This window comes from Streptomyces sp. ADI96-02 (assembly GCF_003846185.1).
Lineage (GTDB): Bacteria > Actinomycetota > Actinomycetes > Streptomycetales > Streptomycetaceae > Streptomyces.
The window spans coordinates 1,492,839-1,509,800 of sequence record NZ_ML123034.1 but is presented as its reverse complement, the minus strand read 5'-3'; the positions used below and the strand labels follow the sequence as shown (position 1 = coordinate 1,509,800).

The 16,962-nt window shown below is 73.5% G+C and carries 18 protein-coding genes and 1 riboswitch; of the genes, 9 read left to right on the top strand and 9 right to left on the bottom strand.

Annotated elements, in window-relative coordinates; translation table 11 throughout:
* A partial coding sequence (locus EES43_RS06615; RefSeq protein ID WP_241192334.1) for an endonuclease/exonuclease/phosphatase family protein occupies positions 1 to 759 on the top strand: 759 nt, incomplete at its 5' end.
* 27 nt (positions 760 to 786) lie between these two features.
* Here the strand turns inward: EES43_RS06615 and EES43_RS06610 are convergent.
* Complete coding sequence (locus tag EES43_RS06610; RefSeq protein ID WP_124267841.1) at positions 787 to 1,482, bottom strand: hypothetical protein; 696 nt, start codon at positions 1,480 to 1,482, stop codon at positions 787 to 789.
* The gene (locus tag EES43_RS06605) at positions 1,475 to 2,254 is read right to left on the bottom strand and encodes an alpha/beta hydrolase (RefSeq protein ID WP_124267840.1); all 780 of its coding nucleotides are present in this window, start codon (positions 2,252 to 2,254) and stop codon (positions 1,475 to 1,477) included. The genes EES43_RS06610 and EES43_RS06605 overlap by 8 nt, the downstream gene beginning before the upstream one ends.
* Positions 2,255 to 2,496: 242 nt before the next feature.
* Here EES43_RS06605 and EES43_RS06600 point away from each other — a divergent pair, with 242 nt between their 5' ends.
* Genes EES43_RS06600 through EES43_RS06590 form a run of 3 tightly spaced genes read left to right on the top strand, consistent with a single transcriptional unit; the run spans position 2,497 to position 5,216 of the window.
* On the top strand, positions 2,497 to 3,252 hold the full coding sequence (locus tag EES43_RS06600) for a lysophospholipid acyltransferase family protein (RefSeq protein ID WP_206430167.1): 756 nt from the start codon (positions 2,497 to 2,499) through the stop codon (positions 3,250 to 3,252).
* Positions 3,253 to 3,282: 30 nt separating this feature from the next.
* Positions 3,283 to 4,518 (top strand): MacS family sensor histidine kinase, encoded by a 1,236-nt coding sequence (locus tag EES43_RS06595; RefSeq protein ID WP_124267838.1) that lies wholly within the window; start codon positions 3,283 to 3,285, stop codon positions 4,516 to 4,518.
* On the top strand, positions 4,515 to 5,216 hold the full coding sequence (locus tag EES43_RS06590; RefSeq protein ID WP_124267837.1) for a response regulator: 702 nt from the start codon (positions 4,515 to 4,517) through the stop codon (positions 5,214 to 5,216). The genes EES43_RS06595 and EES43_RS06590 overlap by 4 nt, the downstream gene beginning before the upstream one ends.
* A gap of 87 nt (positions 5,217 to 5,303) precedes the next feature.
* Here the strand turns inward: EES43_RS06590 and EES43_RS06585 are convergent, their stop codons facing one another.
* Positions 5,304 to 7,214 carry an anthranilate synthase family protein gene (locus tag EES43_RS06585; protein WP_124267836.1) on the bottom strand — a complete coding sequence of 637 codons (1,911 nt, stop codon included), beginning with the start codon at positions 7,212 to 7,214 and terminating at the stop codon, positions 5,304 to 5,306.
* A gap of 268 nt (positions 7,215 to 7,482) precedes the next feature.
* Here EES43_RS06585 and EES43_RS06575 point away from each other — a divergent pair, with 268 nt between their 5' ends.
* Together EES43_RS06575 and EES43_RS06570 are read left to right on the top strand one after the other, a co-directional pair.
* Positions 7,483 to 8,829: a class II 3-deoxy-7-phosphoheptulonate synthase gene (locus tag EES43_RS06575; RefSeq protein ID WP_164493329.1), complete on the top strand. Its 1,347-nt coding sequence runs from the start codon at positions 7,483 to 7,485 to the stop codon at positions 8,827 to 8,829.
* Positions 8,830 to 8,990: 161 nt separating this feature from the next.
* On the top strand, positions 8,991 to 9,224 hold the full coding sequence (locus EES43_RS06570) for a (2Fe-2S)-binding protein (protein ID WP_124267834.1): 234 nt from the start codon (positions 8,991 to 8,993) through the stop codon (positions 9,222 to 9,224).
* A gap of 10 nt (positions 9,225 to 9,234) precedes the next feature.
* Here the strand turns inward: EES43_RS06570 and bfr are convergent, their stop codons facing one another.
* Positions 9,235 to 9,723: a bacterioferritin gene (bfr, locus tag EES43_RS06565; RefSeq protein ID WP_124267833.1), complete on the bottom strand. Its 489-nt coding sequence runs from the start codon at positions 9,721 to 9,723 to the stop codon at positions 9,235 to 9,237.
* A gap of 152 nt (positions 9,724 to 9,875) precedes the next feature.
* Between bfr and EES43_RS06560 the strand changes: the two genes are divergently transcribed.
* Positions 9,876 to 10,508: a sulfite oxidase-like oxidoreductase gene (locus EES43_RS06560; RefSeq protein ID WP_124267832.1), complete on the top strand. Its 633-nt coding sequence runs from the start codon at positions 9,876 to 9,878 to the stop codon at positions 10,506 to 10,508.
* Between the two features lie 54 nt (positions 10,509 to 10,562).
* On the opposite strand, the gene EES43_RS06555 is transcribed toward EES43_RS06560, so the two are convergent.
* The 5 genes from EES43_RS06555 to thiO all read right to left on the bottom strand — a co-directional run bounded on the left by EES43_RS06555 (position 10,563) and on the right by thiO (position 15,825).
* The gene (locus EES43_RS06555) at positions 10,563 to 11,471 is read right to left on the bottom strand and encodes a deoxyribonuclease IV (RefSeq protein WP_241192333.1); all 909 of its coding nucleotides are present in this window, start codon (positions 11,469 to 11,471) and stop codon (positions 10,563 to 10,565) included.
* Between the two features lie 2 nt (positions 11,472 to 11,473).
* Positions 11,474 to 13,396: a Stk1 family PASTA domain-containing Ser/Thr kinase gene (pknB, locus tag EES43_RS06550; RefSeq protein WP_124267831.1), complete on the bottom strand. Its 1,923-nt coding sequence runs from the start codon at positions 13,394 to 13,396 to the stop codon at positions 11,474 to 11,476.
* Between the two features lie 115 nt (positions 13,397 to 13,511).
* Positions 13,512 to 14,306, bottom strand: a complete 795-nt coding sequence (locus EES43_RS06545) for a thiazole synthase (RefSeq protein WP_124267830.1) — start codon at positions 14,304 to 14,306, stop codon at positions 13,512 to 13,514.
* Positions 14,307 to 14,308: 2 nt separating this feature from the next.
* Entirely contained in the window at positions 14,309 to 14,629 is a 321-nt protein-coding gene (thiS, locus tag EES43_RS06540; protein WP_124267829.1) for a sulfur carrier protein ThiS, read from the bottom strand.
* A complete protein-coding gene (gene thiO / locus EES43_RS06535; protein WP_124267828.1) occupies positions 14,626 to 15,825 on the bottom strand; it encodes a glycine oxidase ThiO in 1,200 nt (399 codons plus the stop codon). The genes thiS and thiO overlap by 4 nt, the downstream gene beginning before the upstream one ends.
* A riboswitch (TPP riboswitch) is annotated at positions 15,823 to 15,935 on the bottom strand. Its footprint overlaps the gene before it by 3 nt.
* Positions 15,936 to 15,986: 51 nt before the next feature.
* Here thiO and EES43_RS06530 point away from each other — a divergent pair.
* Both EES43_RS06530 and EES43_RS31165 read left to right on the top strand, forming a co-directional pair.
* Positions 15,987 to 16,328, top strand: a complete 342-nt coding sequence (locus tag EES43_RS06530; RefSeq protein ID WP_124267827.1) for a hypothetical protein — start codon at positions 15,987 to 15,989, stop codon at positions 16,326 to 16,328.
* Between the two features lie 28 nt (positions 16,329 to 16,356).
* A partial coding sequence (locus EES43_RS31165) for an NAD(P)/FAD-dependent oxidoreductase (RefSeq protein WP_241192332.1) occupies positions 16,357 to 16,962 on the top strand: 606 nt, incomplete at its 3' end.

Below are 16,962 nucleotides of genomic sequence, written 5' to 3'. Positions count from 1 at the left end.
ACGCCGCTCCCCGACTCCCGCACCGAGCCGGACGGTTCCGCCGTCATCCGCGTGCTGAGCTACAACGTCCGCTCGATGCGCGACGACACCGCGGCCCTCGCCCGCGTCATCCGGGCCTGCGCTCCCGACCTCGTGCTCGTCCAGGAGGCACCGCGCTTCCTCCGGTGGCGCAAGGCCGCCGCCCGGCTCGCCAAGCGCAGCGAACTCGTGGTGCTCACCGGCGGGGCCACCGCCGCCGGACCGCTGCTGCTCTGCTCGCTGCGGGTCACCGTCGAGCGCACCGAGGACGTCCTGCTGCCGCTCACCCCGGGCCTGCACCGCCGCGGCTTCGCCACCGCCGTGGTCCGGATCGGCGGAGCCAGACTCGGCGTGCTGAGCTGCCATCTCAGCCTCCAGCGCGACGAGCGCCTGGCCCAGGCGGACCTGCTGCTGGAGCGGCTGGCCGCGATGGACGTGGAGCACGCGGTGGCGGGCGGCGACCTCAACGACGTACCGACGGGAGCGGCGTTCGCGCGTCTGGCCGGACGGCTCCAGGACGGCCGGGCGGTCCGGCCGTGGGGCGGCGACGCCACCTTCACGCCCCAGGAACCCCGGCGGCGCATCGACGCGGTGTTCGCGACGCCCGGCGTCGAGGTGCTCGGCTGCGGCGTGCCCGCCGGTCTGCCCGGCGTGAGCGACGCCGACCTGAGGGCGGCCACCGACCATCTGCCGGTCCTGGCCGCCCTCCGGGTCCCGGCCGCCCCTCGGAGGAAGTCCTAGGACGACGAGAACGCGGCGCCGGACCCGTCAGACCACCGCGCCGCGTCCCGGGTCGCCGTGCGGATCGTCGTCGTCATCGTGCGGCATACGGGCCACCAGGGTGCCGAAGCCGCCGACGAAGCCGCCGACGCACAGCGTGGTCAGCCACCACGTCATCTCCCACTGGAGCAGCACCGCGATCAGCATCAGGACCGGTCCGCCGATCACGGCGAGCCAGGCGAACTTCGCCGTGACGTCCGCCTCCGGCAGCGGTGGCGGCTCCGGGGGCACGAAGTGGCCCTCGTCGTCGTCGGCCTCGCCGGTGCCCGCGTCGGCGTCGGGCTCCGCCGTCTCGTAGTCGCGGGGGCCGGCGACGCCGGGCGCGAAGACGACGGAGCTGCCGAGCGGCTTCTTCTCCGGCGGCTTCGGGGGATTCTTCCCGCCGCCCTTGTCCGCCCCGTCGCCCGGCCGGCCGCTCTGCGGCCCCACCACGTTGCGCTGCCCGTCCTCCAGCAGCGCCAGATCCTCGACGGACTTGAAGGGCTTGGCTCCCGGCGGGTCCGGGGGCTCCTCGCCGTATCCCGCGACGATCGCGGCCCAGGCCGCGTCCTCGTCCACCGCCCGCTCCCCGGGCGCCTGGTCGGGGACGGCTGCCTTCGGGCCCTCCGGGACGGCCGCGCTCTCCGTGGGGCGCGGGTCGCGCTCCTCGTCGCTCCCTGTGCGTTCCGCGTCCTGCTCAGCCACCGGACGTTCTCCCCTTCTTCCCGACGCTCGGTGCGAGGCGGCCGATGAACCGGTAGCTCTCATCGAAGATCCGCTCCGCATCATGGTCCAACGTCGCCACGTGGTAGCTCTGTTCCAGCAGGATCTCCTCGACGTCCGTGGAGGAGATCCGGCTCAGGACGCGGGCGCTGTCGGCGGGCGGCACGACATGGTCCCGCGGGCTGTGCAGCACCACGACCGGCTGCGTCACCTGCGGCAGCTCCCCGTCGACCAGCCGCAGGAACGTGCGCAGCGAGTGCGCCGCGTGCAGCGGCACCCGGTCGTAGCCGACCTCGTGCGAGCCGGGCAGCGCGATGTCGTCGGCCAGGCCCTTGGTCGTCCGCACCAGATGGCGGGCGACCGGGAGCGCGTACGCGGACAGTCCGTGCACCTTGTTCGCCGGGTTGACCAGCACCAGGCCGCTGATCGCGTCGCCGTGCTTGGCCGCGAGCCGCAGGGCGAGCGCCCCGCCCATGGACAGCCCGAAGACGAAGACCCGCTCGCACCGCTCGCTCAGCAGCCGCAGCTCCCGGTCCACCTCCGCGTACCAGTCCTGCCAGCCGGTGACCGCCATGTCCTGCCAGCGGGTGCCGTGGCCGGGCAGCAGCGGCAGCGAGACGGTGAGCCCGCGGGCGGCGAGGTGGTCGGCCCAGGGGCGCATGGACTGCGGGGATCCGGTGAAGCCGTGACAGAGCAGGACGCCGACCTCTCCGCCCTCGTGGCGGAACGGCTCGGCTCCAGGGAGGACCGGCACCAGGGTCTCCTTCATGAGGCGGGGCGGGCGTGCACCGGGGGAGTGCGGGACGGATGACTTCACCGTACGCGAGAGGACCGACACCGACCAGGGCCGTTCACGCCCCGCTGCCCGCCCGTACCGCCCGCCGCGACGCCCGCCCGGCCCGGCCTCCGCCCAAGCCGGGCGAGGGTGGCCGCGACCTCACCGGATAAGGTCTGTCCGACAGCACACAGGAGGCACCAGAGTTGATCTACGGCGCAATGAAGTTCTCCATCGGCGGCTCCTTGAAGCTCGCCTTCCGGCCCTGGGTGGAGGGTCTGGAGAACATCCCCGAGAGCGGGCCGGCGATCCTCGCGAGCAACCACCTGTCGTTCTCCGACTCCTTCTTCCTCCCGGCCGTGCTGGACCGCAAGGTCACGTTCATCGCCAAGTCCGAGTACTTCACCGCGCCCGGGGTGAAGGGGAGGCTCACCGCCGCCTTCTTCAAGGGCGTCGGACAGCTGCCCGTGGACCGCTCCGGGGCCCGCGGCGCGGGCGAGGCGGCGATCAGGGCCGGCATCCAGGTCGTCGAGAGCGGCGGCCTCTTCGGCATCTACCCCGAGGGCACCCGTTCGCCCGACGGCCGCCTCTACCGGGGCAAGCCCGGCGGCCTGGCCAGGGTGGCGCTGGCCACCGGCGCGCCCGTCATCCCGGTCGCGATGATCGACACCGAGAAGATCCAGCCGCCCGGCCAGGTGGTGCCCAAGCTCATGCGGCCGGGCATCAGGATCGGCAGGCCGCTGGACTTCAGCCGCTACCAGGGCATGGACGGCGACCGCTTCATCCTGCGCTCGGTGACCGACGAGGTCATGTACGAGATCATGAAGCTCTCCGGCCAGGAGTACGTGGACGTCTACGCCACCGCCGCCAAGCGCCAGATCGCCGACGAGGCGAAGGCCAGGGCGGAAGAGGCCAAGCGCGCGCAGAAGCAGCCGCCCGCGGGCGACGGGGACACGACGGAACGGTCCGGCGCGTAGCCGCGTCGTTCTCCGTCCGGGGGGTGGGAGATGGCCAGGCGCGAGCGGGTCGTACGGATGTCGGTCGAGCAGCCGCTGTGGCGCGCGCTGAGCGCGTACCGGGTGCTGACGATGGTCTACGCCGTGCTGTTGGCGGCGTTCGGCCGGGAGACCCTCGAACGCCCGTGGGTCGCCGTGGCGTTCCTGGCATTGCTGGCCGTGTGGACGCTGGCCACCCTGCCCAAGGTCGCCTCGGCGGCGAGCTGCACCAGGCGCTTCCTCGGCGCGGACCTGGTCGTCGCGCTCGCCGGGATCCTCCTCACCCCGCTCGCCGACTTCCAGGCGCAGACCGTCGACGGGCCGACGCTGCCGTCGATCTGGACGGCCGGATCGGTCCTCGCCTTCGCCCTCAAGGGCGGCTGGCGGTGGGCGGCGTTCGCCTCCACCTTCGTCGCCGTCGCCAACATCGTCGAGCGCGGCGAACCCAGCTGGGACACCTTCCACAACGTCCTGCTGGTCTGGGTCGCCTCGATCGCCATCGGGTACGTCGTCGAGGTCGCCCGCGCCAGTGAACGCACCCTCGCCCGCGCCCTGGAGATCGAGGCCGCCACCCGCGAACGCGAACGCCTCGCCCGCGACATCCACGACAGCGTGCTCCAGGTCCTCGCCATGGTGCAGCGCCGGGGCACGGCGATCGGCGGCGAGGCGGCGGAGCTGGGCCGGATGGCCGGGGAGCAGGAGGTGGCGCTGCGCACCCTGGTCTCCAGCGGCCTGGCGCCGCCCACCCGCGTCTCCGAGGACGCCGCCGACGGCGCGGTGGTGCGCGCGGTCGAGGTGGCGGAGGACAGCGCCGACGACGGGGCCGGCCGCGATCTGCGCGCCCTGCTCGCCCCGTACGCCGGTTCCCGCACGAGCCTCGCGGAGCCGGGCGCCCCGGTGCTCCTGCCCGAAGCCGCGGCGCGGGAGCTGGCCGCCGCCGTCGGAGCCGCCCTGGACAACGTGCGGGTGCACGCGGGGGCCGGGGCGCAGGCGTGGATCCTCGTCGAGGGCGAGCCGGACGAGGTGATCGTCACCGTCCGGGACGACGGCCCCGGCATTCCCGAGGGGCGTCTCGCCGAGGCGGAGGGGCAGGGGCGGCTGGGGGTCGCGCTCTCCATCCGCGGCCGGCTGCGCGACCTGGGCGGCACGGCAGAGCTGATCTCGGTGCCCGGACAGGGCACCGAGGTCGAGTTGAAGGTTCCCAGAGCACCGAGGGTTTCCCGGGGGAAGGCAGGTTCGGCCCGATGAGCACGCAGAACGAGCAGCAGGACGCGCGGGGAGCGGAGCGGCCCGTCAGGGTGATGGTGGTCGACGACCACCCGATGTGGCGCGACGCGGTGGCCCGCGACCTCGCCGAGTCCGGCTTCGACGTCGTCGCGACCGCCGGGGACGGCCCGCAGGCGGTCCGGCGGGCCACGGCCGTCGACCCCGACGTCCTGGTCCTGGACCTGAACCTGCCCGGCATGCCCGGTGTCCAGGTCTGCAAGGAGCTCGTCGGCTCCCGCCCCGGGCTGCGCGTCCTGGTCCTCTCCGCCAGCGGCGAGCACGCCGACGTCCTGGAGGCCGTGAAGTCCGGGGCCACCGGATACCTCCTGAAGTCCGCCAGCACCCAGGAGCTGACCGACGCCGTGCGCTCCACCGCCGCCGGCGACCCGGTCTTCACCCCGGGCCTGGCCGGACTCGTCCTCGGCGAGTACCGCAGGCTGGCCTCCGACCCGGCCCCGGCCGCGCCGAACGAGCCGGACGCCCCGCGCCTGACCGACCGGGAGACCGAGGTGCTGCGGCTGGTCGCCAAGGGCCTCTCGTACAAGCAGATCGCCGAGCGCCTGGTCATCTCGCACCGCACCGTGCAGAACCACGTGCAGAACACCCTCGGCAAGCTCCAGCTCCACAACCGGGTGGAGCTGGTGCGGTACGCCATCGAGCGCGGCCTCGACGACGTGTGATCCGCCCCCCCGGTCCCGGCCGCGCGGAACCCGGGGCGGCGGCCCGAGCCCCGCGCGCACGCCGGGCACGGGCGGGGCGGTCCGCGCTCAGCCGGGCACCGGCAGCCCCGCCAGCAGCTCCGCCACGATCGCCGAGCCGCGCATCGTCAGCACCGACTCCGGGTGGAACTGCACCGAGGCGAATCCGCGCCCGCGCAGCGCGTGCAGCTCGCCGCTCCCCTCGTCCCGGCTCACCTCGATGCCGTGCGCGGCCAGCTCCGCGGCGGCCGGGCCGTCGCAGCGGGCGGTGAAGCTGTTGTAGAAGCCCACCGTCTCCGACCGGCCGAACAGCTCGATCCGGGTCTGCGCCCCCTGGTACGGCACGGCCTTGCGCACGATGTCCAGGCCCAGCTCCGCCGCGATCAGCTCGTGCCCGAGGCAGACGCCCAGCAGCCCGTACCGGTGCTCCCCGACCAGTTGGGCCGCCATCGCGCGCAGCAGCCGCATCCTCGGGTCCGCCAGGTCGCCCGGATTCCCCGGGCCGGGCCCGAGCACGACGGGTCCGCGGTGCGCCCGCACGGCCCCGGCGAGCCCCGGCTCGTCGTACCGGCGCACCGAGACGTCGAGCCCCGAGGCCCGCAGCAGATGGGCCAGCATCGCCGTGAACGTGTCCTCCGCGTCGATCACCAGAGCGTGTCCGGCGAGTTCCCGGGTGTGCTCCCGCATCCGGAGCCAGAAGGGGGCGAGGGCGCCGCGCCGTTCGTCCAGCGCCGCCTGCACCCGGGGGTCCCGGCCCGGCCGCTCCCGGTCCGCCGCCGGCTCCGGCCGGCCCGGCCGGACCCCCAGCGCCGCCAGCACCCCGGCGGCCTTCGCGTGCGTCTCGGCGACCTCGCTCTCCGGGTCCGAGTGGCGCACGAGCGTGGCCCCGACGCCGACGGCCAGGCGGCCGTCGGCCGCGATGTCGGCGGTCCGGATCAGGATCGGCGAGTCCAGCGTCTGCGCGCCGCCGGCATCCCGCCCGAGCAGCGCCAGCGCGCCCGCGTAGTAGCCGCGGCCACCGCTCTCGTACCGTTCGACGACCCGGCAGGCGTTCTGCACCGGGGAGCCGGTGACCGTCGCCGCGAACATGGTCTCGCGCAGCACCTCGCGCACGTCCAGCGAGGACCGGCCGCGCAGTTCGTACTCGGTGTGCGCCAGGTGCGCCATCTCCCGGAGCCGGGGCCCGACCACCACCCCGCCCATGTCGCCGACCGTCGCCATCATCTTCAGCTCCTCGTCGACCACCATGGACAGCTCCTCGCTCTCCTTGCGGTCCCCGAGGAAGTCCAGCAGGCCCTCGACGGTCGGCCCCTCCGCCGGGTAGCGGTAGGTCCCGCTGATCGGGTTCATCACCACCGTGCCGCCGGACATCCGCACATGGACCTCGGGGCTGGCGCCCACCAGCGTCCTGGCCCCCGTGTGCACCACGAACGTCCAGTACGCGCCCCGCTCGCCCGCCAGCAGCCGCCGGAACAGCGCCAGCGCGTCGGCCCGCCCGTAGCCGGGGATCTCGCCCCGGAACGTCCGCCGGATCACGAAGTTCGCGCCCTCGCCCTGCCCGATCTCGTCCCTGATCACGCGCCGGACGACGTCGGCGTAGTCGGCGTCGGACACGTCGAAGCCCCGGTCCTCGACCCGCACGCCGTGGGCGGGCAGCGCCGCCAGCACCTCCCCGAGCGGGACCTCGTGCCGCTCCTCGGCCGTCAGCACGCTCAGCGGCGTCCCGTCGTCGCGTACGTCGAAGCCGCGCTCGGCGATCTGCCGGAACGGCACCAGGGCCAGCGCCGGAAGCTCGCCGACCGGCAGGTCGGCCAGCCGCTCCACCTCACGCACCGGGCCGATGAGCACTTCCACGTGATCGTGCTCACGGCCGGGCGTGCGCCGGCGCAGCAGCGCGAACGGCGGCGCGTCCTCCCGCAGGAGCCGGCGTACGAGGTCGTCGGCGGTCGCGGTCAGCGGGCCGGGCGTGGGACGGGACATGGGAGTGGTTCCTTCCGGATCAGCGGGAGGAACGGCTCCGCGACGCGGAAAAGGCCGCCCCTCGGGCGGCCTTCGCGTAGGTGTTCAGCGCGATGATTCAGCGGGCCGCCGGATGAGCGGTCCACCACCAGTTCCGGATCGAGACCGGTGCGGCGTGCGCGAACATGCTCAGAGCCTAGCCCACCCCTTCCGCATCCGAGCACGCGTCTCAACTATTGAGCGGGCGGATGGACGGCCTCGGCGACCCCGTAATGTTGTGCACGTGACCGTGAACGCCAATACCTCCGTCGCCGGTGGCAACACCTGGCGAGACCTTCCCGCGGCGCAGCAGCCCGAGTACCCCGACTCCGAGGCCCTGCGCGATGCACTCGCGGACCTCGCGTCGTATCCGCCGCTCGTCTTCGCGGGCGAGTGCGACCAGCTGCGCGCCCGTATGGGAGCCGTCGCCAAGGGCGAGGCGTTCCTGCTGCAGGGCGGCGACTGCGCCGAGGCTTTCGACGCCGTGTCCGCCGACCACATCCGGGCCAAGCTGAAGACGCTCCTCCAGATGAGCGCCGTCCTGACCTACGCGGCCTCCGTGCCCGTCGTCAAGGTCGGCCGGATCGCCGGGCAGTACTCCAAGCCCCGCTCCAAGGGGACCGAGACCCGCGACGGCGTGACCCTGCCGACGTACCGCGGCGACTCGGTGAACGGCTTCGCCTTCACCGAGGAGGCCCGCGTACCGGACCCCGAGCGGCTGAAGCGGATGTACCACGCGTCCGCCTCCACGCTGAACCTGGTCCGCGCCTTCACCACCGGCGGTTACGCCGACCTGCGCCAGGTGCACGCCTGGAACCAGGACTTCGTGAAGTCCTCGCCGTCCGGCCAGCGCTACGAGGCCCTGGCCCGGGAGATCGACAACGCGCTGAACTTCATGAAGGCGTGCGGCACCGACCCGGCCGAGTTCAAGGCGGTGGAGTTCTACGCCTCGCACGAGGCCCTGCTGCTGGACTACGAGTCGGCGCTGACCCGTACGGACTCGCGCACCGGCGAGCTGTACGACACCTCCGGCCACATGGTCTGGATCGGTGAGCGCACCCGCCAGATGGACGGCGCGCACATCGAGTTCGCCTCCAGGATCCGCAACCCGATCGGCATCAAGCTCGGCCCGACGACCACCGTCGACGAGGCGCTCGGCTACATCGACCGCCTCGACCCCGACCGCGAGCCGGGCCGGCTGACCTTCATCGTCCGCATGGGCGCCGACAAGGTCCGCGACAAGCTGCCCCCGCTCGTCGAGAAGGTCACCGCCTCCGGCGCCACCGTGGCGTGGGTGACCGACCCGATGCACGGCAACACCTTCGAGGCCGCCTCCGGCCACAAGACGCGCCGCTTCGACGACGTCCTGGACGAGGTCAAGGGCTTCTTCGAGGTCCACAAGGGCCTCGGCACGCACCCGGGCGGCATCCACGTCGAGCTGACCGGCGACGACGTCACCGAGTGCGTGGGCGGCGGCCACGAGATCTTCGTGGACGACCTGCACCAGCGCTACGAGACGGCCTGCGACCCGCGTCTGAACCGCAGCCAGTCCCTCGACCTGGCCTTCCTCGTCGCGGAGATGTACCGCAACCAGTAGGAGCCGCGCAGAGCGCGACTGTGGGGCACGGATTCATGTGATCCGTGCCCCACAGGGCGTTCCAGGACTTTTGCGCGCCTCGCGCGACGGGTAAGGTTAGGTTAGCCTCACCGTAACGAACCGGACGGTGCCGGCGGCCGATCGCGCAGGAGGTGAACCGCATGTACGTCTGCTCCTGCTTCGGCGTCACGGAACAGCAGGTGAGGCAGCATGCGGACGCCGGGGCCTGCACGCCGCGCCAGATCGCGTCGGCCTGCAAGGCCGGGACGGACTGCGGCGGCTGCGTGCGCCGTATCCAGGCCCTGCTGGGACGGGGCGCCTGCCCGCGCCGCGAGGCGTCCGACGTGAACGCCCTGCCGCTCGGCGCGGACGCCGGCCTGGCGGACGCCGCCTGAGCCGGAGCGCTCAGCTCTCCTTGGGCGCGACCTGATCCACCAGCTGCGCGAGGTACAGCGGCTCGCCCAGCTGCTCCAGCAGCGAGAGCTGCGTGTCGAGGTAGTCGATGTGGTGCTCCTCGTCGGCCAGGATGCCTTCGAAGATGTTGGCCGAGGTGATGTCGCCCTTGGCGCGCATGACCTCGATGCCGCGCCGCAGCCGGTCGATCGCCTCGACCTCGACCTGGCGGTCCGCCTCGAACATCTCCTTGACGGTCTGCCCCACCCGCACGTGGAAGAGCCGCTGGTAGTTCGGCAGGCCCTCCAGGAAGAGGATGCGGTCGGTGAGCAGCTCCGCGTGCCGCATCTCGTCGAACGACTCCGAGCGGGTGTACGCGGCGAGTTTCGGCCAGCCGAGGTGTTCCTGCATCTTCGCGTGCAGGAAGTACTGATTGATGGCCGTCAGTTCGGCGGTCAGCTGCTCGTTGAGGAACTCAAGGACCTCGGGGTCGCCCTGCATCGCAGAGGCTCCTTCCAACCGGTGATCTGGCAAGTGGCCGCATCCTCGCACTGCGCCCAGCGGCCGTCCAGTAAGTGCACGCTTAGTACGAGTTGCCCGGGTGGGCTCTGGCCTGGTCATGACCACCCCGGCCTGTCTGTCACCATGGAGGTATGGGTCAGCCGGAAAGCCGGGAATACCGCGAAACAGAACAGACCGGGCTTCCGCCGGGACAGCGTCTGCAGCGCGGATGGCCGGTTACCCACTATGGGCCCGTTCCCAAGTTCCGGGCCGAACGCTGGGAGTTCCGGGTGTTCGGGGCCACCGCCGACGGCGACAAGCACTGCTGGAACCACCAGGACTTCGCGGAGCTGCCGTTCTCCTCGGTGGTCGCCGACCTGCACTGCGTGACGAAGTTCAGCATGGTCGGCGCCGAATGGGGCGGTGTGCTCGCCCGCACCGTCCTCGACCTGGCGCCGCCCGCGCCCGAGGCCACCCATGTGATGGTGTGGGCGGAGTACGGCTTCTCCTCGAACATGCGCCTGGACGACTTCGCCTCGGAGCGCTCCCTGCTCGCCACCCACAAGGACGGCGAACTCCTCACCGCCGAACACGGCTTCCCGCTGCGCCTGGTCGTCCCGCACCTGTACGCGTGGAAGGGGCCCAAGTGGGTGCGCGGCATCGAGTACATGACCGCCGACCGGCGGGGCTTCTGGGAGGAGCGGGGCTACCACAACATCGGCGACCCCTGGCAGGAGCAGCGCTACTCCTACCAGGAGGAGCCGGGCGACGGCCCCGAGCTCTGAGCGGCACACCGGGGCGCGTGCGAGGCGTCCCGCGGAGGCGTGCCGCCCGCCCGCTCAGCCGGTCGTCCGGCCGCGCAGTTCCTTCAGCCGGGCCACGTCCGCCGCATGGCCCTCCCTGCCGCCGGGCGTCTCGATGATCAGCGGGACGCCCTCGGTCGCCGGATGCGCGAACAGCTCGCGGAACGGCTCGGCGCCGATGTGACCGGCGCCGATGTTCTCGTGCCGGTCCTTGTGCGCCCCCACGACGTCCTGGGAGTCGTTGGCGTGGATCAGCTTGAGGCGGCCCGGCCCGACCGTGTCGACCAGCAGGTCGAGCGTCTGCCGCATGCCCGACGGGCCCGCCAGGTCGTGCCCGGCCGCGTGGATGTGGCAGGTGTCCAGGCAGACGCCCAGCTTGGGGTGCGAGTCCAGCGCCTCGAAGTACGGACCGAAGTCCCAGGTCCGCGAGCAGAGCGAGGAGCCCTGGCCCGCCGTCGACTCCAGCAGCAGGTCCGGATCGTCGTCGTGGGTCAGCTCCTCCAGCAGCGGCGTCAGGAACTTCCCCATCTGGGCCAGCGCCTCGGCGCGCGGACGTCCGCCGGTCGCCGAGCCGGTGTGCACCACCACGCCCAGCGCGCCGATCTCCCGGCCCCGGCGCAGCGAGTGGCGCAGCGACTCCACGGACTTCTCGACCGTCGCCTCGGTGTGCGAGCCGAAGTTGATCAGGTACGGGGCGTGGACGTACGCCGGGATGGACTTCGCGGCGCACCGGGAGCGGAACAGCTCGTCCTGCGCCGGGTTTCCCGCGGGCGTCGCCCAGCCGCGCGGGTTGGCGACGAAGACCTGCACGGCCTCGGCCGCCAGCTCCCCGGCGTAGGAGAGGCCGACCTTGGCGAGGCCGCCGGCCACCGGGACGTGGCCGCCCACCGGATTGCGCACCTGGGCGGACCTTCCGTCCGCATCGATGATCCCGTCTCCGGACACGCCTAGAGCCCCTTGGTCCGGATGGTGATCGTGGAGCCCTCGGCCGCCTGCTCGCCGCCCTCCACGGACTGGCCGCCGACGGTGTCGCTGAACGAGAGGAACGGCCGGTCGACCTCCACCGTGAAGCCCGCCTCCTCCAGCGTGCGCCTCGCCTCCTCGACGTCCCGGCCGGTGACGTCGGGCACGTCCAGCATCCGGGGGCCCCGGGAGACGGCCAGCTTGACGGTGTCGCCCTCCGCGGCCTCGGCGCCCCGGCCCGGCGACTGCCGGGCGACGTCCCCGGCCGCCTCGGGGGAGTGGACCCGGCCGGGCAGCACCTCGGCCTTCAGCCCCGCCTCCGCCAGCTCGGCCGTCGCGTCCGGGACCGTGAGGCCGGTGACGTCCGGGATCTCCACCGGGCCGCCCTTGCTGACGACCAGGGCCACGGCCGTGTCCGGGTTCCGGCCTGCTCCGGCGGCCGGATCGGTGCGGATCACCTCGCCCCGGGGCACGTCCCGGCTGAACTCCCCGGTCGCCATTCCGGGCGCCAGGCCCGCCTTCTTCAGGGCCTGCCGGGCGTCCGCGAGGGAGGAGCCCGCGACATCGGGCACCCGTACGATCTCCGGGCCGCGGGAGACGACGAGCCTCACCGAGCCGTTGCCCCGGATGCGGCTGCCCGAGGCCGGGTCGCTGCCGACCACCGCACCCCGCTCGACCGTGTCGCTGAAGACCCGGTCCACGCCTTTCAGCCCGAGCCCGGCGTCCGAGAGCCGCTGTTCGGCGGCCTTCTGGGTCTGGCCGAGCAGTGAGGGGACCTGGCTGAACTGCCCGGAGTTGATGTACCAGACGCCCGTCCCGACACAGAGCGCCAGCAGCACGGCGGCGACCGACGTGATCAGTCTGCGGTGCGGGCCGGCGGACAGCCCGCGCGGGCCGTTGGCGCGCCGGGGCGGCGCGGCGGCGGGCGGCATTTCCAGGCGGCTGGTGCGGTGCGTCCCGTCGCCGTCCGCCGGAAAGGCCCGGGGGATGACGCTCGTACGGTCCTCGGCGCCGTCGTGCGTCTCCGACAGCGCCTGCGGCGGTACGGCGTCCAGCTCGGCGTCGGTCAGCCCGGCGCGGGCCTCGCGGGCCTCGGCCAGCAGCAGCACCGCGTCGTGCGGGCGCACCTCGGGATTGCGGGCGGTCGCGCTCGCCACCAGGCTGTCCAGCGCGACCGGCAGACCGGGCACGGCGGCGGACGGGGCCGGAACGTCGGTGTTCAGGTGCCGGTAGATGACCTGGGCGGCGGTGTCGCCGGTGTGCGGCTTGGCGCCGGTCAGCATCTCGTACAGCACGACGCCGCAGGCGTACACGTCGGCGCGGGTGTCGGCCGTGCCGTGCTCGATCTGCTCCGGGGCGAGGTAGGACACCGTGCCCAGCAGGGAACCGGTGGTGTCGGTCACCGTGCCGACGGCCCGCACCAGCCCGAAGTCGGCGACCTTGACCCGGCCGTCGTCCCCGATCAGGACGTTCTCCGGCTTCATGTCGCGGTGCACGAAGCCGGCCAGGTGCGCGGCCCCGAGCGCCGCCAGGACGGGTTCCAGGATGTCCAGCGCCGCCCGGGGCTTGAGGGCGCCCCGTTCGCGCAGCACATCGCGCAGGGTGCAGCCCGCGACGTACTCCATCGCGAGGTAGACGTACGCGCCCTCGGCCCCCTGGTCGAACACCGCGACGACGTTCGGATGCGCCAGCCGGGCCACCGACTTGGCCTCGCGGATGAAGCGCTCGACGAACGAGACGTCGGTGGCGAGCGCCGGGTGCATCACCTTCAGGGCGAGCACCCGGTCCAGGCGGGTGTCCACGGCCCGGTAGACCGTGGCCATCCCGCCGACGGCGATGCGCGCCTCAATGCGATACCGGCCGTCGAGCAGCTGCCCGACGAGAGGGTCCTGGAGGGTCGTGTCCACCCGGAGAGTCTACGAGCCGCGGCAGGTGTCCCGGTCGGGCGCGGGCGCTCCCGGGGCCGTACCGCGGCCGATCCGTGACCGGGACGCCACGGCTGGTGAGGGCGGGCGCGGGCGCTCAGAACGCCGGGCGCTCCGGGTCGAGCACGGCCCGCCCGTCCACCGGCGACGACGGCTCGGCGAAGTGGCGGCGCGGAATGCGGCCCGCCCGGTACGCGAGGCGTCCGCCGTCCACCGCGTGCCGCATGGCGGCGGCCATCAGCTCCGGCTCCCGCGCCCGGGTCACCGCTGAGGCGAGCATCACAGCGGCGCACCCCAGCTCCATCGCCAGCGCCGCGTCCGACGCCGTGCCGGCCCCGGCGTCCAGGATCACCGGAACCCGGGCCCGCTCGACGATCAGCTCGAAGTTGTGCGGGTTGCGGATGCCGAGCCCGGAGCCGATGGGGGAGCCGAGCGGCATGATCGCCGCGCAGCCCACGTCCTCCAGCTTCCGGGCCAGCACCGGATCGTCGTTGGTGTAGGGCAGCACGGTGAATCCGTCGTCCACCAGTGTCTCGGCCGCGTCCAGCAGCTCGATCGGATCGGGCAGCAGCGTCCGCTCGTCGGCCACCACCTCCAGCTTGACCCAGTCGGTGCCGAGCGCCTCCCGGGCCAGCCGGGCGGTCAGCACCGCCTCGCCCGCCGTGAAGCAGCCGGCCGTGTTCGGCAGCACCTGGATGGAGAGCCGTTCCAGCACCGAGAGGACCGAGCCCTGCACGGTCGGGTCGAGTCTGCGCATCGCCACCGTGGTCAGCTCGGTGCCGGAGGCGATCAGCGAGCGCTCCAGCACCTGGAGGCTGGGCGCGCCGCCGGTGCCCATGATCAGCCGGGAGCCGAAGACGGCCGGGCCGAGGGCGAAGAGGTCGTCGGACACGCTCAGCCTCCCTGGACGGCGGTCAGGATCTCGACGCGGTCGCCCTCGCCGAGCGTGGTGGCGGCCCACCGCCCGCGCGGGACGACGCACTCGTTGACGGCGGCGGCGACCCCGGAGGGGGCCGGGGTCAGGGTGGCGACGAGGGCGTCGAGGGCCGATCCGGCGGGAACGGACCGCAGCTGTCCGTTCACCGAGACGGAGACCAGGACGGGGGCCGCAACGGGTTCGGCGGCGGCGGCGCGGGCCTCCGCGCCGGAGGAGTCGGCGGAACCGGCGGAACCGGCGGAACCGGAGGACTCGGCGGAACCGGATTGCTGGGTCATACGGGTTGCTCCTGGGGTACGGGGGCGGCGGAGGCGGGCGCGAACCGGTCCGGGGTGAACGGGCGGGCCACCTCGGGCAGTTCGCCGGTGGCCAGCACCTGGGCCATCGCGTCCCCGGTGACGGGCGTCAGCAGGACGCCGTTGCGGTGGTGGCCGGTGGCGAGGAGCAGGCCGGGCAGGGCGGTCGGGCCGAGCAGCGGCGCGTTGTCCGGAGAGGCGGGGCGCAGCCCGGCCCTGGTCTCGGTGAGCGGGAGTTCGGTGATGCCGGGCACCAGCTCGTGGGCGTCGCGCAGCAGCTCGTACACGCCGCCGGCCGTGACGGTGGTGTCCCAGCCCAGCTCCTCACTGGTCGCGCCCACGACCAGCTCGCCGTTCTCGCGCGGCACGAGGTAGACGTGGCCGCCCCGGACGACGGCCCGCACGGTACGGCTGAGGAAGGGGGCGCGGGCGGGCGGCACGGTCAGCCGCAGCACCTGACCCTTGACCGGGCGGACCGGCGGCACGGCCTCGGGGGGCAGGCCCGCCAGCCGGCCGCTGAGGCTGCCCGCCGCGAGCACCACGCGGTCGGCGGCGAACTCCGTGCCGTCGCCGAGGAGCGCCCCGGCGGCCCGGCCGCCGTCGACGCTCAGCCGCCGTGCCTCGGTCCTGAGCAGCGTCACCCCGGCCCGCTCGCAGGCGGTCAGCAGGGCGGCGGCGAGGCGGCGGGGGTCGACCTGGTGGTCGCCGTCGACCCGCAGCCCGCCGCGCACACCGGGGGCCAGCATCGGTTCGAGGCGGCGGCACTCGCGCCCGCTGAGCCAGGCCGACTCCAGGCCGGAACGCCCCTGGAGCGCGTGCAGTTCGCGCAGATGGGCCCGGTCGTCGGAGTCCAGGGCGACGGCGAGCGTGCCGCAGGCGCGGAACCCGGTGTCCCGGCCGCTCGCCTCCTCCAGCTCCGCCACGAACGCCGGATAGCGGTGGGCGGACGCGAGGTTGAGGCCGAGAAGCGTCTCCTCGCCGTAGTGGAGTTCGGTGACGGCGGCCAGCATGCCCGCCGCGACCCCGGCCGCCCCGCCGCCCGGATCCGGATCCGCCACGGTGACGTCCATACCGCGCTGGGCCGCCCGCCACGCGGTGACCAGGCCGATCACGCCGCCCCCGATGACGAGGACGTCGGAGCCCGGTGCTGAGACCGAGGTGGTGCCGCAGGTACGCATACGCGTCCAGCCCCTCCCTTCGCCGGCATGACCCGGATCAGGTTCGTACGGTCGGAGGCCGTCCAGCCTCCCTCTCAGCCCGGTGCGTCCGGGCTCCCGCGAGTGTTCTACCGTGGCCACCCTAAACCCAGCCGCCCGCGGCCAGTAAGGGAGCAGCCACCGTGGCCCGTTCACTGGACGGACTCGTCCTTTCGCCCGTCGCCGACCAGGCTCCCGGGCAGGTCGGCACCCGTACGCGCTTCACGTACCACGAGCGGGACGGCCGGATCTGGGCCGAGTACGCGGGCGGTGACGTGGTCCGCGGCCATCTCGTCGGCACCCGGACGAAGGACACGCTCGACTTCCGCTATGTGCAGCTCACCGAGGACGGCACGACGTCCTCGGGCCACTGCGTCTCCACCGTCGTCGACCTCGCGGACGGCCGGGTACGGCTGGAGGAGGCGTGGGCGTGGGAGTCCCGGGAGGGCGGCGGGACCAGCGTCGTGGAGGAACCACTTTCCTGACGTTCCGTCACGTGATTAGGGTGGACGGGTGAGCGAGCAGACGCAACAGCAGGCGCAGCGGCAGCGGACCCGGCACGTCGTGGTCGTCGGAGCGGGCATGGCCGGCGTGCAGACCGCCGTCGCGCTGCGCGAACGCGGCTTCACCGGCCCCGTCACCCTGATCGGCGCCGAACCCCACCAGCCCTACGACCGGCCGCCGCTGTCCAAGGCGGTCCTGCTGGGCGAGGCCGAGCACTCCGCCTTCGACGTCGACTTCGAGGCGCTGGACATCACGCTGCGCCTCGGGCTGGACGTCACCGCCCTGCACGCCGGTGCGCACCGGCTGGACACGGCGGACGGCCCCGTCGCCTACGACGTCCTGGTCCTGGCGACCGGCGCCGAACCGGTCCGGCTGCCCGGCGTCGAGGGCGTCCCCGGCGTCCACCTGCTGCGCACCCTGGACGACGCCGCCCGGCTGCGCCCCGTCCTGGAGCGGCGGGGCCACGTGGTCGTGGTCGGCGCCGGCTGGATCGGCGCGGAGTTCACCACCGCGGCCCGCGCCGCCGGCTGCGAGGTCACCGTCGTCGAGGCCGCGGCCCGGCCCCTCGCGGGCGTCCTGCCCGCCGAGGTCGCCGCCCCGATGGCCGACTGGTAC

Bases quoted from the DNA above. Each gene is read 5' to 3' on its own strand.
- bfr (WP_124267833.1), bottom strand. From the start codon at position 9,723: ATGCAGGGCGACCCCGAGGTCCTTGAGTTCCTCAACGAGCAGCTGACC.
- EES43_RS06560 (WP_124267832.1), top strand. From the start codon at position 9,876: ATGGGTCAGCCGGAAAGCCGGGAATACCGCGAAACAGAACAGACCGGG.
- EES43_RS06585 (WP_124267836.1), bottom strand. From the start codon at position 7,214: ATGTCCCGTCCCACGCCCGGCCCGCTGACCGCGACCGCCGACGACCTC.
- EES43_RS06590 (WP_124267837.1), top strand. From the start codon at position 4,515: ATGAGCACGCAGAACGAGCAGCAGGACGCGCGGGGAGCGGAGCGGCCC.
- EES43_RS06595 (WP_124267838.1), top strand. From the start codon at position 3,283: ATGGCCAGGCGCGAGCGGGTCGTACGGATGTCGGTCGAGCAGCCGCTG.
- EES43_RS06600 (WP_206430167.1), top strand. From the start codon at position 2,497: ATGAAGTTCTCCATCGGCGGCTCCTTGAAGCTCGCCTTCCGGCCCTGG.
- thiO (WP_124267828.1), bottom strand. From the start codon at position 15,825: ATGCGTACCTGCGGCACCACCTCGGTCTCAGCACCGGGCTCCGACGTC.
- thiS (WP_124267829.1), bottom strand. From the start codon at position 14,629: ATGACCCAGCAATCCGGTTCCGCCGAGTCCTCCGGTTCCGCCGGTTCC.
- EES43_RS06570 (WP_124267834.1), top strand. From the start codon at position 8,991: ATGTACGTCTGCTCCTGCTTCGGCGTCACGGAACAGCAGGTGAGGCAG.